This is a genomic window from Acinetobacter sp. AS23, assembly GCF_023612055.1.
In the GTDB taxonomy this organism is placed as follows: Bacteria; Pseudomonadota; Gammaproteobacteria; order Pseudomonadales; family Moraxellaceae; genus Acinetobacter; species Acinetobacter oleivorans.
Genome location: NZ_CP082274.1, coordinates 3,612,522 through 3,627,303, shown reverse-complemented (window position 1 = coordinate 3,627,303; position 14,782 = coordinate 3,612,522). Strand labels below are relative to the sequence as shown.

Here is a 14,782-nt window from a genome sequence, read left to right as displayed (position 1 = left end):
TTTTTTATTACATATTAGGATAATTCGGACCACCGCCGCCTTCTGGCGTTACCCATGTGATGTTTTGAGATGGGTCTTTAATGTCACAGGTCTTACAGTGAACACAGTTTGCTGCGTTAATCTGGAAGCGTTTAGAGCCATCATTATCTTCCATAATTTCATAAACACCAGCAGGGCAGTAGCGCTGTGCAGGCTCATCCCATTTCGGTAAGTTTACGTTCACTGGAATTGAAGGATCAGTAAGCTTCAAGTGAGCTGGCTGGTTTTCTTCATGTACAGTGTTTGAGATAAACACAGAAGATAAACGGTCAAATGTAAGCTTGCCATCCGGTTTTGGATAGTTTGGCTTGAAGCTAGTTGCATCGACAGTTTTCAATACAGCAAAGTCTTGCTTCAAGTCATGCAAAGTGAATGGCACTTTAAAGACGTTTTGGTCGATAAAGTTAAATGCACCACCAATCCATTGACCAAATTTATGCATTGCTGGGCCAAAGTTACGAGAGTTATAAAGCTCTTCTTTTAACCAGCTGTTGTTAAATTTGTCAGTGTATGAAGTTAATTCTTTAGTGAATAAATCTTCGCCTTCGGTAACACGTGCAATCGCAAGGTCACCACCTTTTTCTACACCAGCAGCAATCGCTTCAAATACAGCTTCACCACATAACATGCCTGATTTCATGGCAGTGTGTGAGCCTTTGATTTTTGCAAAGTTCAAGAAACCTGCGTCATCACCAATCAAGCAACCGCCCGGGAAAGTCAATTTAGGCAATGAGTTGAAACCGCCTTTCACTACAGCACGTGCGCCGTAAGAAATACGTTTACCACCTTCTAAATACTGTTTAATCAGTGGGTGAGTTTTCCAGCGCTGCATTTCCATGAATGGATACATGTGTGGATTTTCATAAGACAAGTCCACAATCATACCCAACGTCACTTGGTTGTTTTCAGCGTGGTATAACCACCAACCACCAGAAGAACCAGTTTCAGCCAATGGCCAACCAGCACCGTGCATCACTAAGCCTGGTTTATGTTTTGCTGGGTCAATTTCCCAAAGCTCTTTAATCCCGATACCGTAGTGCTGAGGATCAGCATCTTTATCAAGGTTGTATTTCGCAATGAGGCGTTTGCCTAAGTGACCACGGCAACCTTCAGCAAAGAGGGTGTATTTAGCGTGAAGTTCATAGCCTGGAGTAAAGTTATGCGTTGGTTCGCCATCTTTACCAATACCCATGTCACCAGTTTGAATACCTTTTACAGTACCGTCTTCATGGTAAAGCACTTCAGATGCAGCAAAGCCAGGGAAGATAGAAACTTCTAATTCTTCAGCTTTTTGACCTAACCAGCGAACAACGTTACCTAACGAGATAACATAGTTACCATCATTGTGCATGGTTTTAGGAACCATCCAGTGAGGTGCTTCTTTAGAAGTGGTTTCTGAAAGTAAGAAGAATGTCTTGTCTTCAGTTACAGGGACATTAAGAGGCGCGCCTTCTTCTTTCCAGTTCGGGAAAAGTTCATTGATGGCACGTGGCTCAAGCACAGCACCAGACAAGATATGCGCACCTACTTCAGAGCCTTTTTCAACTACACAAACAGAAAGATCGGGTAAGTTTTTTTCAATCGCTAATTGACGGATCTTAATCGCAGCAGACAGACCGGCAGGTCCTGCACCTACGATGACAACGTCAAACTCCATCGATTCACGTTCGATGTGTTCCATGTAGGACTCCTCAATACTTAAAGGTGGCAACCGTCATATTCAGAAATTCGGTGCTGCCGTGAGTGTTTTAATCCATAGGCGCAAATATGCTATTGTGCCTTTTATCGTTTTGGCTAGTATAGTTTTAAACCATGATCTAGCCAATTGGCTGAGTCGTCATATTTTTTCGTCAGCAAGGCATAAACTATGGTAAATCAAAATAATTCCCCATCGGATATGGGAAAAATACCGTTATCTGATGATAAAAACTTAATGAACATTGCACAATACTTAAAAGGTGTACAGCAAAGTCACAAAAGGTCAATTCCACCTTTAGAGCAGTGGCATCCAAAGCATTGCGGCAAAATGGATTTGACGGTTAAAGCCAATGGAGAATGGTGGCATGAAGGTCAATTAATTAAGCGCCAAGCCCTATTAGATCTATTTACCAAAGTCCTATGGAAAGAAGAAGGGAAATTCTACCTGAAAACCCCCGTAGAACAAATTGAAATTGAGGTTGAAGATGAACCTTTATTAGTCAATCAGGTCGATCAAGTTGAAATTTCAGGTGATCAATTTTTACAACTGACCACGACCAATCAAGATGTGATTTTGGTTGATGCTGAACATCCAATTTTTATGCGTGAATATGCAGGGGAGTTACGCCCTTACGTACATGTGCGTTTTGGAATTAATGCGCTTATTCAACGTCAGTCTTTTTATCACTTAGTGAACTATGGAACACTCGTCGAAAAACAGAATGGTGAAACCGTTTTAGAGTTAAAAAGTAGTAATTTGCTCTTGCAATTAGGCACTTGAGGTTTAAGCTTTAGGAAGTGAAATTTTCTAACACTTCAGTACAGCTATGACCGCCATACAACCTCTATTTACCGATCTAGAACCTATGCCTAAAGCATCAGCAGATGCCCCAATTGGTATTTTTGATTCGGGAATTGGAGGAATGTCAGTTGCAGCAGAAATAGCTAGATATTTGCCGAATGAACGCATTGTGTATTATGCCGACACAGCCTACGTTCCTTATGGCCCACGTTCTGATGAAGAAATTAGAGAACTCACAGCCCGAGCCGTTGATTGGTTATACCGCCAAGGTTGTAAAATTGCGGTAGTTGCATGTAATACAGCTTCAGCATTTAGTCTTGACCATTTACGTGAACATTATGGTGAACACTTTCCAATCGTAGGGTTAGTTCCAGCATTAAAACCTGCCGTATTACAAACACGTTCTAAAGTGGTTGCTGTGTTGGCCACACCTGCTACTTTTCGTGGGCAACTCATTAAAGATGTTGTCGAGAAGTTTGCTGTTCCGGCGGGTGTTAAAGTGATGACCTTAACCAGCCTTGAACTCGTTCCTTGTGTAGAAGCGGGACAGCAAATGGGAGAGGCGTGTTTAGCGGCATTAAAAGCGGTTTTACAGCCTGCCGCTGAGCAAGGTGCAGACTATTTAGTGCTCGGTTGTACGCATTATCCTTTCTTAAATGAAGCAATTCATCATCTTTTTGATAACCAATTCACACTGGTTGATTCGGGATTCGCAGTTGCCCGACAAACAGCCCGTATTTTAATAAAAAATGCGTTATTATGTGACCAAATAGGTCAGAATGTTGCACGTATTGAATGTTATGTCAGCGGTAATAATGCCGAGGCATTGCAACCAGTTTTACAACATATGATTCCACAAGAGTTAACTTGGACACTTCATAATCTGAATTGATCTTTTTGATATCATTTAGAAAATAGTGTTTTTTATATTTATTATTTTATTTGGGGCGGTTCATGATCTTGGCTGATTTTAAGTCACATACAGATCGTGGGGCGAAAGGGTATTGTTATGCTCGATATACGCTATCAGATTTTTATTTCAACGTCTGGCCGCGATATGCAGCCAGAGCGAATGGTTTTGTCTCAAACCTTGGTGGGGATGGGTTTCTTTGCTTGGGGTCTAGAACATCGAACACCTTTAACAACTACACTTGCACGTCGACAGATTGATGAATGTGATTATGTAATCTTACTTCTGGGTAGTCAGTATGGAGAACAATCGATTTCTGGTGTGAGTTATCTGTCTTTAGAATATGAATATGCGTTAAGTCAGGCTAAACCTATTATTGTGTTTATGCATGAACAGCCTGAAAGTCGTGAAATAGTTTTACAAGAAACACAGCCACAACTTAAAGATAAATTTCTCGCATTTAGAAAAAAGTTATTACACGAAGCAAAGCATATTTTTTACTTTAAAACTCCACGTGAATTGGAGTTGGCTGTCCGTTTAAATATACCTTTAATGGTTGAGCAACTTATGGGACAAGGTTGGGTTCCTGCTCATCAAGCTCAGCAGTTAGAAGACGAAATTAGACTATTAAGAAGTAAAATTTTGCAGTTAGAACAGCGAGTAACCGAGCCATCAGTGCAGTTAAAAGAAGTTGCACCGCAAGATATTTTTGCATTTGAATATCAGATTCAAGCATTTCAGGATGGCAACTTTAAAGAGCTTAAACGACAACGACAAATGACGTGGTCTCAGTTGTTGAGCGTGCTGGCAAAGCGCTTTGAGACAGCTGTGCCAGAAGAAAATTTTGGAATTTGTCTGAATGAATATTTAAATCAGGCAGGCTTAGAAGATGCTCGTCAGGAATTACCTCGTGCACATGCGGTGGCTTGCGCACAGATTAATCATAAGGCATTGTTTCGAATTAAAAATCAAATGCAATCACAAGGTTGGATTGTCCCAACGCAAACTGAGCAATCATATGACCTCTGGAAACTAACCACTAAAGCCCAAAAGATACTGCTTAGTTATAAATGGAACCATCGAGGCGTTCGATTAAAAGCTTAGAGCGATTCAATTTATATATGACACTGAAAACTGTTACATTAGTGTCATAAGATGAACTGAAAGGCATTTACACATGTCGTTTGAACAAAAACCGAAAGTTACTGTCATTTTAGCGAATTTAGGCACACCAGATGAGGCGACTGTGCCTGCGGTGCGCCGTTTTTTAAAACAGTTTTTATCTGATTCACGCGTGATTGAAATACCAAAATTCATCTGGTGGATTATTTTAAATCTGTTCGTTTTACCTTTTCGTCCGAAAAGAGTAGCGCATGCGTATGCTTCAGTATGGTCAACAGATTCGCCAATGCGCGAAATTGTGTTTGAACAAACCAAACGTGTGCAGGCTTATTTAGAACAAGAAAATAAACAGTTTGATTTAACGGTTTTACCCGCAATGACTTACGGTAATCCGGGTATTGATAAAGTTTTAGAAAAATTGGCGGCTAACCCGCAAGAGCATGTCATTTTATTGCCATTATTTCCTCAATATTCTGCAACGTCTACAGCGCCGTTATATGATGCATTTGCCAAGTGGATTCCAGCTCAGCGGAACTTGCCGGGTCTAACCATCATTAAAGACTATTATCAGCATCCTATGTTTATTCAAGCATTGGCAGAAAGCGTTTTAGCCTACCAAGAGCAGCATGGTAAACCTGAAAAACTGTTGATGTCATTTCACGGTATTCCACAGCCGTATGCAGACAAAGGCGACCCTTATGCAGATCGTTGTCGCATCACAGCAAAGTTAGTCGCTGAAGCCTTATATTTAAAAGATGATGAATGGGCAATTAGTTTCCAATCACGTTTTGGAAAACAAGAATGGGTTAAACCTTATACAGACCAGCTTTTACAAGATTGGGCGAAGCAAGGCGTTAAGTCTGTTCAGGTATTAAGCCCAGCTTTTTCTGCCGATTGTTTAGAAACACTTGAAGAGTTAGCCATTCAAAATGCAGAGTTGTTTCAAGAAGCAGGTGGTGGTAGCTATGCTTATATTCCAGCTTTAAATAGCGATCAGGCTCATATTGATTTGCTTGCAGGTTTAGTTCAGGCTAATCTTGATGCCCTTACCCATACCTTAGCCCACCGTTAATTGCGTTTTAGCCAGAGGTTCTTATGCTGCAAGTCAAAATTGTTCCCGTTACTGCATTTGCTCAAAATTGTTCCCTTGTTTGGGACAGTGAAACGAAAGAAGCAGTTTTGATTGATGCAGGTGGCGATGCTGCGGTTTTGAAAAAAGAAGTAGAAGCCTTAGGTTTAAAAGTGAAGGCTCTGTGGCTAACTCATGGGCATTTAGATCATGCTGGAGCGGTAGGCGAGCTTGCCAAAGAATGGAGCGTTCCAGTTATTGGTCCACACAAAGAAGATCAGTTCTGGCTAGACATGATTCAGGAAGTATCAGCACGTTATGGCTTTCCAATTCCACAACCTGTCAAAGTTGATCAATGGCTTGAAGGTGGTGAAGTACTAAAACTGGGTGAAGATGAATTTGAAGTACGCTTTGCTCCAGGTCATACGCCAGGTCATGTGGTTTTCTATAATAAAAACCATGGTTTACTTTGGACAGGCGATGTTCTGTTTAAAGGTTCGATTGGGCGAACAGACTTCCCACGTGGTAACCATGAGCAGTTGATTGAATCGATTAAACGTGAATGTTTTAGTTTGCCAGATGATACTCAGTTTATTTCTGGACATGGTCCAATGAGTACCATTGGCTATGAAAAGCAATTTAACCCGTTTGTCGCGGGTAAAGCAGGTTAATCTTCATAATCATCTTCATTTTGACTACCCTTGTTTTGCTGAGGAGCATCTTGGGTAGGCAGTCTATATTCATCATTTGCCCAAGCGCCTAAATCAATTAATTTACAACGTTCAGAACAAAACGGACGAAATTCATTGCCTTCCCAAACACTTGGTTCACCACAACGTGGGCAGGGAAATGTACGTGGCATAAAGCGATATCCTCAAAGTGAAGAGAAATAGATTAGGCAAAAGTCAGGTGACTTGTTAGACTTATGCCGATTTTTATTTAGTTTGATGTGATTATGCCGATTCGTCAATTTCAAGCACAACGTATGCAAGCGCCTCGTGATTTTACCCCAATTGAAAATACCCCGATTTGTGTAGAAATTGGAGCGGGCAAGGGCAAACATGCTTTGCTTTTTAGTGGGCAACAGCCACAGCACACGTTGTATGCAATTGAACGAACCCGAGAAAAATTCTTGGCAATGCAAAAACAGCATGGTTTGGAACCAAGAGATAATTTGGTGCCTGTACATGCAGACGCCTTGCCTTGGGTAGTGCATGCTTTGCACCCTGCTCAAATTGAACATTTCTTTATTCTCTACCCAAATCCAGAACCGCATAATCCGGCACAACGCTGGTTAAACATGCCATTTTTTGAGTTCTTAATCTCGCGTCTGCAAACAGGTGGAACCATTACTCTGGCAAGTAATATTCCTGAATATATTGAAGAAGCAGAGCAGCAGTTATTAAATGTATGGAAGCTGCCTTACCAAAAAGAAAAAATTGCTCAAACCTCTGCACGTACTCATTTTGAAATTAAGTATTTAGAACGTGGTGAGCTTTGCCAGCAACTCATAATGACTAAGCCTGAAGGTTATCAAACTCGATTTGATGAGTTCGCGCCATTGCAAGGGCAAACACATGGCGAATAAGCGGGTTGCCATTATTGGAGCAGGCCCAGCAGGTCTTATGGCTGCTGAGGTGCTGAGCCAATACGCTTATGATATTGATGTCTATGAACAAAAACCTTCAGCGGCACGCAAGTTTTTGATGGCAGGTAAAACTGGGTTAAACATCTCGCACGCCGAACCTTTAGCACAGTTCATTGAACGTTATGACCATGTAGAATGGCTCAAACCGTGGGTTGAAAAATGGGATGCAGTCTGGATTCAAAGCTGGATGAAAAGTCTGGGAATTGAATCCTACGTTGGTACTTCAGGTCGCATTTTTCCTGTCGAAATGAAAGCTGCTCCTTTACTGCGTGCTTGGCTCAAGCGCTTGGCAGAACAACAAGTTAAATTCTTTTATCGTCATCGTTGTATTGATTTACAAGGTACAACGGTGACTTTAGAAAACCAAAATAATCAAAGCACTGAAAATTTTACTCAGCAATATGATGCAGTCGTGTTGGCCTGCGGTGCGGTGTCTTGGTCACAATTAGGTAGTGATGGTGCATGGCAGCAATGGGTTAATCAATCTGATATTGAGCCTTTCCAGCCAAGTAATGCCGGGGTGTTGCATGCTTGGTCTACTTTTATGGAAAGCTGTTTTGGTGAACCTTTAAAGCGTATCAATGCGTGGGTTGAACCTAGCCAAGTTACTCATGGCGATATTGTGATTACTCACTATGGTTTAGAAAGTGGTGTCATTTATAAACTTGGACGAGCTTTACGAGAACAGCAAAAACAAGGGAAAAGCTTAAATCTATTTTTAGATTTATTGCCTGATGTAGAGTTGTCACAGTTAATTAAAAAATTGCAGGTTGGTAAAAAACAATCGCTCACTAATATCTGGCGTAAAGCAGGCTTAGACACAGCTAAAATTAACTTAATTAGAGAAGTCGTTGATAAAGCGTTATGGAGCCAACCAGAGACTATGGCTCAGCAAATTAAAGCACTTCAAATCAAGTTAGATGGCTTTAGGCCTATTGAAGAGGCGATTAGTTGTGCTGGTGGTATTAAGCAAAAAGCATTAACTGAGAATTTGAGCCTTAAACAAATCTCAGGTGTGTTTTGCTGTGGCGAAATGCTGGATTGGGATGCTCCTACAGGTGGATATTTACTTACAGCATGCTTTGCTACAGGGCGAGCGGCTGGTGAAGGCGTGCATTTATTCTTAGAAAAATAACAGCGAATTTGGTGCTATTTTTGATATGTGAAAAGTGTTATTTTTGAGCGATCAATAATAATAGGATTTACGAGAACATGTCTCAAGCATCACCAGTTTATCAAGGAAGTTGTTTGTGCCAAGGTATTCGCTATGAAATTAAAGGCGATATCGGGGATATCATTCAATGCCATTGTCAACGTTGCCGAAAATCCAATGGAACAGCATTTGCCACGAATGCTCCTGTTAAAAGTACAGATTTTAAAATCACCCAAGGTGAAAACTTAGTTAAAAAATTCGCTGTGGAAGGTGTGTACCGCTGGTTCTGTAGCGAATGTGGTTCACCTTTGATTAGTTCGCGTGATGCTCAGCCTGAACTGTATCGTGTAAGAATTGGGACACTGGATACACCATTAGAGCAAAAACCGATAATGCATATTTTTGCTGCCTCTAAGGCAGAGTGGGAATGCATTCGTGACGATTTACCGCAATACGATGAACGTCCATGATTTTACAAAGTATATTTAAATCAAATTCAAGATGATCTAATATACTTAAAACGGGGAGATGGCATTCCTCCCTTGAAAAACCGCCGTATTGGCTAATGATGCCTACGTTACCCTCATGTATTTATATATCGCTGGGTACGTAGGTTATTGCGTACTCTGCTTATTTTTGGAGTACGCCATGTCATATTTTCCTTCATTATTTTTTGCTCTTTTAGCGTCTATCTAAAGGGGTGGTCCTATGTATTACTCTCTACTTTCAATTGCTCTAGGCTCAGTTCTAGGGGCGTGGTTACGTTGGTTTTTAGGTTTAAAACTTAACCCGATTTACCCGCAAATTCCACTCGGTACTGTCACTGTTAATTTGGTCGGTGGTTTTATTATTGGTTTTGCGATTGCCTACTTTTCTCAAAGTGATTTAAGCCCGAATTATAAGCTCTTTGTGATTACGGGTTTTTGTGGTGCTTTAACTACGTTTTCAACGTTCTCGATTGAGATCGTCACTTTATTACAAAGTGGTAAGTTGGGAATGGCGATGTTGGGAATTTCCATTCATTTAATTGGATCGTTAATTTTTACGTGTTTGGGGTTGGCGACTTATTATTGGGTAGCAGGACATTGAGTGTTTGTTTTGGTTGAAATGTTTACTGCTGAGTCTTTTAAATAAAGTTTTATGCATGGATGCCGTCGTTTCGCTGTGCTACATGGATGTAGCATCAGCGGAACAAAGGGTTTTGTCACTTTTGCCCTCAAAAGTGAGGCATTGCCTATTAACAGGCTTTAGAAAATCTCATAATTTGAGGTTGTGCTAAAAAATGATTAAGCTTTTTCAGCCAAAGCCTGACCTTCAAACTTCACACCATCCCAACCATTTTGCATAAACTGACGAATATTCTGATGATCAGTTCCCTCAGGTGTAGCCAATACAGATGCGTAGTGCTCTGCAAATAAACTTAAAGTTTGAGCTTGGTCTAAACCTTGTAACTTGGCAAAAGAGAAAACTTTTGCACTGCCTTGATTTTCAGTCGCAGCATTATGCTGTGCGCCATTTTGAAAAGCTGTTGGAGTATGTTGGTAACGTGCTTCAATATGAGCTAAAACGTCTGAAAATTTTGCTGTGCCTGCTTGTAATTGTGCAAGTAACTCTTGTGCCATTATCTTAAACTTCCTATTAAATGAGGGTTCAAGCATAGCATCGAATAGCAACTTTGAAAGCTCGGCGAATGCAAAAAAAAATGATGAGTTGTGGGAAAAATAAGAAGAGTTTTTATACAAGTTGTGGATAAGTTCTCTTTTATACACAACATAAAAAGATTGAAAAAATACACATAAAAAAAGAAGCCTAAGTGGAGGAGATAGTCTTAGGCTTCCAATGATTTAAGTGTATTGGTCAAATCTTAACGTAAGATTAACTCTTACGATTAAAGCGAGCGAAGCGTTTATTAAAGGTTGCAACGCGGCCTTCGTTACTTGCTTGACGTACTTCACCTGTGTAGAAAGGGTGAGATGCACTTGAAATATCAAGGGTTACATAAGGATAGACTTTTCCTTGATATTCTTTGGTTTGTTTAGACTGAAGAGTACTACCAATTAAAAAGTACACGTCTGCATTGGTGTCATGAAATAACACTTGTTGATAAGCAGGATGAATATCTTTACGCATGAGAGATTGTCCTAAATTATTTTTGATTAAAGAAATGTTATAACATAACAATTAAAAAGTCAATGTAACCCCTAGAAGGCTACATTAATCAGTAAATTAAGTTAGTTAGAAGGTGGGACAAGCTCTTCAAATAAACCTTTCAGATTGTCATGTACTTTTAAGTGAATTAGGTTCCAGTAGTGTCCTGAAATGGTTCTATTGACCATTAGGGTATCTGGTGAAGGCTTAAAGACATCCCAGTACTTCAAAGATTTTTTCACAAGCAACATGCCATCATGATGTGATGAGTTCTCGGCAAAATCATAAGTGGTGGTAAGCGGACGTAATAACACTTCAATCCAGAGTTTATAAAGGTCGCTCGGGAATTTGCCTTTTTCGGCTAGTGAATGTAGTTCAAGTAACTCAGTTTCAATAAGGTCAATATCTTCATGACGAGCTGCATTTACTAAACGCTTAAAGCTATACACAATTTCATTGGAAAGTGTTTTAACACTGCCATAGTCATAAATAATGACACTGCCGTCTTGGCGGAAGGCAAAGTTACCCGGGTGAGGGTCACAGTGAAAACGTTTTAAAAAGAACATTTCCTGGCCTAAAGCACGAATCAAACGACGTCCAACCGTATTTCGAGTTTCAATAGGCCAAGCGCTGGCAGTTTCAATGCTATCACCTTGTTCGAGGCTTAAGGTTAAAATACGTCTTGAAGAGTAATCTTTATAAACAGTCGGGATGATAATTTTGTCATCTAACTGGCTATGAAAGGTTTTAAAAACTTCAAGGTTTTGAGCCTCGATTTCATAGTTAAGTTCTGCTGAAAGACTATCCTGAATTTCTGTAAAAAGCTGATCTTGTAGCTTTTTATCAATTTTAAGTACGCCCATTAAACGAAGGGCTAAACGCACTTGTTTTAAGTCACTTTCACAGGCCTCATCAACACCAGGATATTGAACTTTCACTACAACTTGTTCGCCACTAGGTAGAGTAGCTTTGTGAACTTGGCCAATTGAAGCAGCTGCAAAAGGTTCTTGATCAAAAGATTTAAAGGCAACATTGAGCGGTTTTCCAAGCTCACGTTCAACTTGTTGCTGAATGGCAGCAAAAGGCATGGCTGGAGCTTGGCGTTGTAACTTTGAAATTGCTTTAGCGACTTCGGGTGGGAAAATATCTTTATATTGAGATGCAATTTGGCCGACCTTCATGACAGCACCTTTCATTTCACCTAAGGTGTCGGCAATTTGCAAACCAATATCCTGAAATAACTTGGTTTTTGAAGCCAGCTTTTGCTCTTCGTCTGCGGTCAAGTTTCGAATCGAGTTAGAAACGGTTTTCGTTGCAATGCTCGCGGTCATTCCTGCAAGTTTCATAAATCGTTTGCCGGGTGAACTTGCATTCTTTGCCATATCTTCGATACCTCATTGACTACAACATAATATTGCCTAGTTTTGATCATAGGTGACAAAGCTTAAAAAGCCTATATGAAATTGTTTATCTCATGTAAGAAATTTTTCGAAAAACAAAATGTTATTTTTATAGTAAAAAATATGAAAAGCTTGTGAAAATCCATTTCATAAACAAAGCTTTAATATCTATAAAGTGTCTGTTTTTTTGGTGCTAATGTGAATGGCAGGTTAAATAAAAATAGAGATAACAAAAGTTATGACAAGTTTAAGTTCAGCCCATGGGCGGTCTCAGGCGGTTCCTTTATCTGTGTTTGAGCAGTCAAAAGATGCGCATATTATTCGTTCTGATGAAGAAGCAATTGAGGTTGCCAAACAACTTGCGCAAGAGTTCGCACATGAAGCATCCGATCGAGACAAGGAGCGCCGTTTACCCTTAAATGAAATTCAACAGTTCTCACAAAGCGGCTTATGGGCCATTACGGTTCCCAAACAATTTGGTGGTGCACAAGTCAAATATCGAACTTTGGCTGAGGTCATCAAAACAATTGCGAGTGTTGATCCATCTCTTGCACAGCTTCCCCAAAATCACTTGGCTTTTATTGAACATTTACGTCTTGATGCAGGCCCAGAACAAAAACAGTTCTTCTTTAACTTAGTGTTGAGAGGGATTCGTTTTGGCAATGCATTTTCGGAAAAACATAGCAAAACGGTTGCCGATCTCACTACCACATTAAAAAAGACTGAGCACGGTTATGAAATTAATGGGAAGAAATTTTTTGCAACAGGCGCATTGCTTGCACATTGGGTTCCAATTGTTGCTGTAAATGAACAAGGGCAGCCTTATGCGGCGCTAGTTCCTCGGGAAACTTCTGGGGTGAATATTATTAATGACTGGTCTGGTTTTGGGCAACGAACCACGGCCAGTGGGACCGTTGAACTTAATCAAGTTCCAGTACGTGAAGAATATCTAATTCCGATTTATCAGGCTTTCGAACGTCCTACACCAGCAGGTGCAATTTCACAATTTATTCAAGCTGCTGTCGACGCTGGTATTGCACGTGGCGCAATTGAAGAAACAATTCACTATGTCAAAAATCATAGTCGTGCATGGGTCGATTCAGGTTTAGAAAAAGCGAGTGATGATCCCTATACGATTGCAAATATTGGTGATTTAAAAATAAAACTGCGTGCAGCAGAGGCGGTATTAGATTTAGCAGGAGATGCGATCGATCAAGCGATTGCTGACACGACAGAAGAATATGTAAATCAAGCGACATTACTGGTTGCTGAAGCAAAAGTACTCACTACAGAAGTTGCGATTTTAGCAGCGAATAAGCTTTTTGAGTTGTCTGGAACACGTTCTACTTTGTCAGAGCTTAATCTGGACCGCCATTGGCGTAATGCTCGCACTCACACCTTGCATGATCCAGTGCGTTGGAAATATCACATTGTTGGTAATTATTACCTCAATGGTATCCATCCACCTCGTCATGCATGGAGCTAAAGTGAATAAAAAATAAGATTAGGAGAATAAAGATGACAATTACGCAAATTGAATTAGAAGAGCTATCGGTAGGCGCCGATTATGAAAAGGTAGCAAGTAGATTTCGTCCAGTTTTTGAAAAAATTGCCCAAGGTGCAATTCAACGAGAAAAAGAACGAATCTTGCCTTTTGAACCGATTCAGTGGTTAAAAGAACTCAAATTAGGTGCAGTACGGGTACCCGTTAAATATGGTGGAGATGGGGTGTCGTTACCACAACTTTTCCAGCTTCTAGTAGAATTGGCGCAAGCAGATTCGAATATTGTGCAAGCATTGCGTGGACACTTTGCTTTTGTCGAAGACCGTTTGGTTGCGCATAAAGAGCATTCGCAGGAAGTCTGGTTTCAGCGTTTTGTGCAAGGTGATTTAGTTGGAAACGCATGGACCGAAGTTGGAAATGTACAGATTGGTGATGTTGTTACACGAGTAACCAAAGATGCTTCGGGTAACTTGCTGGTGAATGGTGAAAAGTACTATTCAACAGGAAGTATCTTTGCTGATTGGATCGATTTATTTGCTTACGATGAAGTGAATGACCGCCATGTGATTGCTGCTATTTATCGCCATGAAACTGGGGTAAGTGTGATTGATGATTGGGATGGCTTTGGTCAAAAGACAACGGGCAGTGGTACTTTAAAAGTGCATCAGGTGCATTTGCCGGCCTCGCACCTTATTCCATTTGACCAGCGTTTTAAATATCAGACCGCTTTTTATCAGGTTGTCCACCTTGCAACCCTAACAGGGATTGCACATGCCGCGGTCGAAACTTTTAGCCAAGAAATACGTGAGCGAAAGCGTATTTTTAGTCATGGCAATGGTGACCTTGTTCGTCACGACCCACAAGTTTTACAGGTGGTGGGTAAAGCCTCTGCTCAAGCCTATGGAAGTCTAGCAATTACGATTAAAACAGCAGAAGCCTTACAGAAGGCTTATGAAAGTCACTTTAGTGAGTTAGAGGTGAAAGAACATCAGTTTAATGTAGATGCCGAGCTTGAGTCAGCGCAAGGGCAGGTGGTGATTTCTAATTTGGTATTGGATTTAACTAGCCAGTTATTTAACGCTTTAGGTGCATCGGCAAGTAGTCAGGTTAAACAACTCGACCGTTTCTGGCGTAATGCACGAACAGTCTCTTCTCATAATCCACTCATCTATAAAGAAAAGGTCATTGGCGATTGGGAAGTGAACCGTACCGATTTACCCTTTGTCTGGCAAATTGGAGCAAGTCCGCGGGCAAAGTCTGCATAAAATAAAAAAGCCGATGTTTCATCG

The 14,782-nt window shown here is 40.6% G+C and carries 16 protein-coding genes and 1 riboswitch; of the genes, 11 read left to right on the top strand and 5 right to left on the bottom strand.

Annotated features, from left to right (window positions below; all coding sequences use genetic code 11):
• Positions 1-7: 7 nt before the first annotated feature.
• Entirely contained in the window at positions 8-1,720 is a 1,713-nt protein-coding gene (locus K6I41_RS17185) for an electron transfer flavoprotein-ubiquinone oxidoreductase (RefSeq protein WP_004794933.1), read from the bottom strand.
• A 186-nt stretch (positions 1,721-1,906) separates the two neighbouring features.
• Between K6I41_RS17185 and K6I41_RS17180 the strand changes: the two genes are divergently transcribed.
• The 5 genes from K6I41_RS17180 to K6I41_RS17160 all read left to right on the top strand — a co-directional run bounded on the left by K6I41_RS17180 (position 1,907) and on the right by K6I41_RS17160 (position 6,311).
• Positions 1,907-2,518 (top strand): DUF1285 domain-containing protein, encoded by a 612-nt coding sequence (locus tag K6I41_RS17180; RefSeq protein ID WP_250374838.1) that lies wholly within the window; start codon positions 1,907-1,909, stop codon positions 2,516-2,518.
• Positions 2,519-2,564: 46 nt separating this feature from the next.
• Entirely contained in the window at positions 2,565-3,431 is an 867-nt protein-coding gene (gene murI / locus K6I41_RS17175; protein WP_005301952.1) for a glutamate racemase, read from the top strand.
• A gap of 117 nt (positions 3,432-3,548) precedes the next feature.
• Positions 3,549-4,553, top strand: coding sequence for a DUF4062 domain-containing protein (locus tag K6I41_RS17170; protein WP_250374837.1), 1,005 nt, complete (start codon positions 3,549-3,551; stop codon positions 4,551-4,553).
• A 73-nt stretch (positions 4,554-4,626) separates the two neighbouring features.
• On the top strand, positions 4,627-5,643 hold the full coding sequence (hemH, locus tag K6I41_RS17165; protein ID WP_250374836.1) for a ferrochelatase: 1,017 nt from the start codon (positions 4,627-4,629) through the stop codon (positions 5,641-5,643).
• Positions 5,644-5,666: 23 nt separating this feature from the next.
• Complete coding sequence (locus tag K6I41_RS17160; RefSeq protein WP_004794923.1) at positions 5,667-6,311, top strand: MBL fold metallo-hydrolase; 645 nt, start codon at positions 5,667-5,669, stop codon at positions 6,309-6,311.
• Here the strand turns inward: K6I41_RS17160 and K6I41_RS17155 are convergent.
• Entirely contained in the window at positions 6,308-6,502 is a 195-nt protein-coding gene (locus K6I41_RS17155) for a DNA gyrase inhibitor YacG (RefSeq protein WP_004794921.1), read from the bottom strand. The two genes, K6I41_RS17160 and K6I41_RS17155, sit on opposite strands and share 4 nt — an antisense overlap.
• A gap of 87 nt (positions 6,503-6,589) precedes the next feature.
• Between K6I41_RS17155 and K6I41_RS17150 the strand changes: the two genes are divergently transcribed.
• The 4 genes from K6I41_RS17150 (at position 6,590) to crcB (ending at position 9,530) form a co-directional block, all read left to right on the top strand.
• On the top strand, positions 6,590-7,228 hold the full coding sequence (locus K6I41_RS17150; protein WP_199987267.1) for a class I SAM-dependent methyltransferase: 639 nt from the start codon (positions 6,590-6,592) through the stop codon (positions 7,226-7,228).
• A complete protein-coding gene (locus K6I41_RS17145; protein WP_250374835.1) occupies positions 7,218-8,423 on the top strand; it encodes a TIGR03862 family flavoprotein in 1,206 nt (401 codons plus the stop codon). The genes K6I41_RS17150 and K6I41_RS17145 overlap by 11 nt, the downstream gene beginning before the upstream one ends.
• Positions 8,424-8,500: 77 nt before the next feature.
• Complete coding sequence (locus K6I41_RS17140) at positions 8,501-8,911, top strand: GFA family protein (RefSeq protein WP_250374834.1); 411 nt, start codon at positions 8,501-8,503, stop codon at positions 8,909-8,911.
• Positions 8,912-8,956: 45 nt separating this feature from the next.
• A riboswitch (Fluoride riboswitch) is annotated at positions 8,957-9,023 on the top strand.
• Between the two features lie 126 nt (positions 9,024-9,149).
• Positions 9,150-9,530, top strand: coding sequence for a fluoride efflux transporter CrcB (gene crcB, locus K6I41_RS17135; protein WP_057105397.1), 381 nt, complete (start codon positions 9,150-9,152; stop codon positions 9,528-9,530).
• Between the two features lie 197 nt (positions 9,531-9,727).
• Here the strand turns inward: crcB and K6I41_RS17130 are convergent, their stop codons facing one another.
• The 3 genes from K6I41_RS17130 to K6I41_RS17120 form a co-directional block, all read right to left on the bottom strand.
• Complete coding sequence (locus K6I41_RS17130) at positions 9,728-10,063, bottom strand: HopJ type III effector protein (RefSeq protein WP_004794912.1); 336 nt, start codon at positions 10,061-10,063, stop codon at positions 9,728-9,730.
• 253 nt (positions 10,064-10,316) lie between these two features.
• Positions 10,317-10,571, bottom strand: a complete 255-nt coding sequence (locus tag K6I41_RS17125; RefSeq protein WP_005301976.1) for a type B 50S ribosomal protein L31 — start codon at positions 10,569-10,571, stop codon at positions 10,317-10,319.
• 101 nt (positions 10,572-10,672) lie between these two features.
• Complete coding sequence (locus K6I41_RS17120) at positions 10,673-11,971, bottom strand: ABC1 kinase family protein (protein WP_250374833.1); 1,299 nt, start codon at positions 11,969-11,971, stop codon at positions 10,673-10,675.
• Between the two features lie 256 nt (positions 11,972-12,227).
• Between K6I41_RS17120 and K6I41_RS17115 the strand changes: the two genes are divergently transcribed.
• Positions 12,228-13,475, top strand: a complete 1,248-nt coding sequence (locus K6I41_RS17115) for an SfnB family sulfur acquisition oxidoreductase (protein ID WP_250374832.1) — start codon at positions 12,228-12,230, stop codon at positions 13,473-13,475.
• Positions 13,476-13,507: 32 nt separating this feature from the next.
• Positions 13,508-14,758 (top strand): acyl-CoA dehydrogenase family protein, encoded by a 1,251-nt coding sequence (locus tag K6I41_RS17110; protein WP_250374831.1) that lies wholly within the window; start codon positions 13,508-13,510, stop codon positions 14,756-14,758.
• Positions 14,759-14,782 lie beyond the last annotated feature (24 nt).

Coding starts and splice junctions, on each gene's coding strand:
- K6I41_RS17130 (WP_004794912.1), bottom strand. CDS start 10,063: ATGGCACAAGAGTTACTTGCACAATTACAAGCAGGCACAGCAAAATTT.
- murI (WP_005301952.1), top strand. CDS start 2,565: ATGACCGCCATACAACCTCTATTTACCGATCTAGAACCTATGCCTAAA.
- K6I41_RS17145 (WP_250374835.1), top strand. CDS start 7,218: ATGGCGAATAAGCGGGTTGCCATTATTGGAGCAGGCCCAGCAGGTCTT.
- K6I41_RS17180 (WP_250374838.1), top strand. CDS start 1,907: ATGGTAAATCAAAATAATTCCCCATCGGATATGGGAAAAATACCGTTA.
- K6I41_RS17155 (WP_004794921.1), bottom strand. CDS start 6,502: ATGCCACGTACATTTCCCTGCCCACGTTGTGGTGAACCAAGTGTTTGG.
- K6I41_RS17115 (WP_250374832.1), top strand. CDS start 12,228: ATGACAAGTTTAAGTTCAGCCCATGGGCGGTCTCAGGCGGTTCCTTTA.
- crcB (WP_057105397.1), top strand. CDS start 9,150: ATGTATTACTCTCTACTTTCAATTGCTCTAGGCTCAGTTCTAGGGGCG.
- K6I41_RS17140 (WP_250374834.1), top strand. CDS start 8,501: ATGTCTCAAGCATCACCAGTTTATCAAGGAAGTTGTTTGTGCCAAGGT.
- hemH (WP_250374836.1), top strand. CDS start 4,627: ATGTCGTTTGAACAAAAACCGAAAGTTACTGTCATTTTAGCGAATTTA.
- K6I41_RS17120 (WP_250374833.1), bottom strand. CDS start 11,971: ATGGCAAAGAATGCAAGTTCACCCGGCAAACGATTTATGAAACTTGCA.
- K6I41_RS17185 (WP_004794933.1), bottom strand. CDS start 1,720: ATGGAACACATCGAACGTGAATCGATGGAGTTTGACGTTGTCATCGTA.
- K6I41_RS17170 (WP_250374837.1), top strand. CDS start 3,549: ATGCTCGATATACGCTATCAGATTTTTATTTCAACGTCTGGCCGCGAT.
- K6I41_RS17110 (WP_250374831.1), top strand. CDS start 13,508: ATGACAATTACGCAAATTGAATTAGAAGAGCTATCGGTAGGCGCCGAT.
- K6I41_RS17125 (WP_005301976.1), bottom strand. CDS start 10,571: ATGCGTAAAGATATTCATCCTGCTTATCAACAAGTGTTATTTCATGAC.
- K6I41_RS17160 (WP_004794923.1), top strand. CDS start 5,667: ATGCTGCAAGTCAAAATTGTTCCCGTTACTGCATTTGCTCAAAATTGT.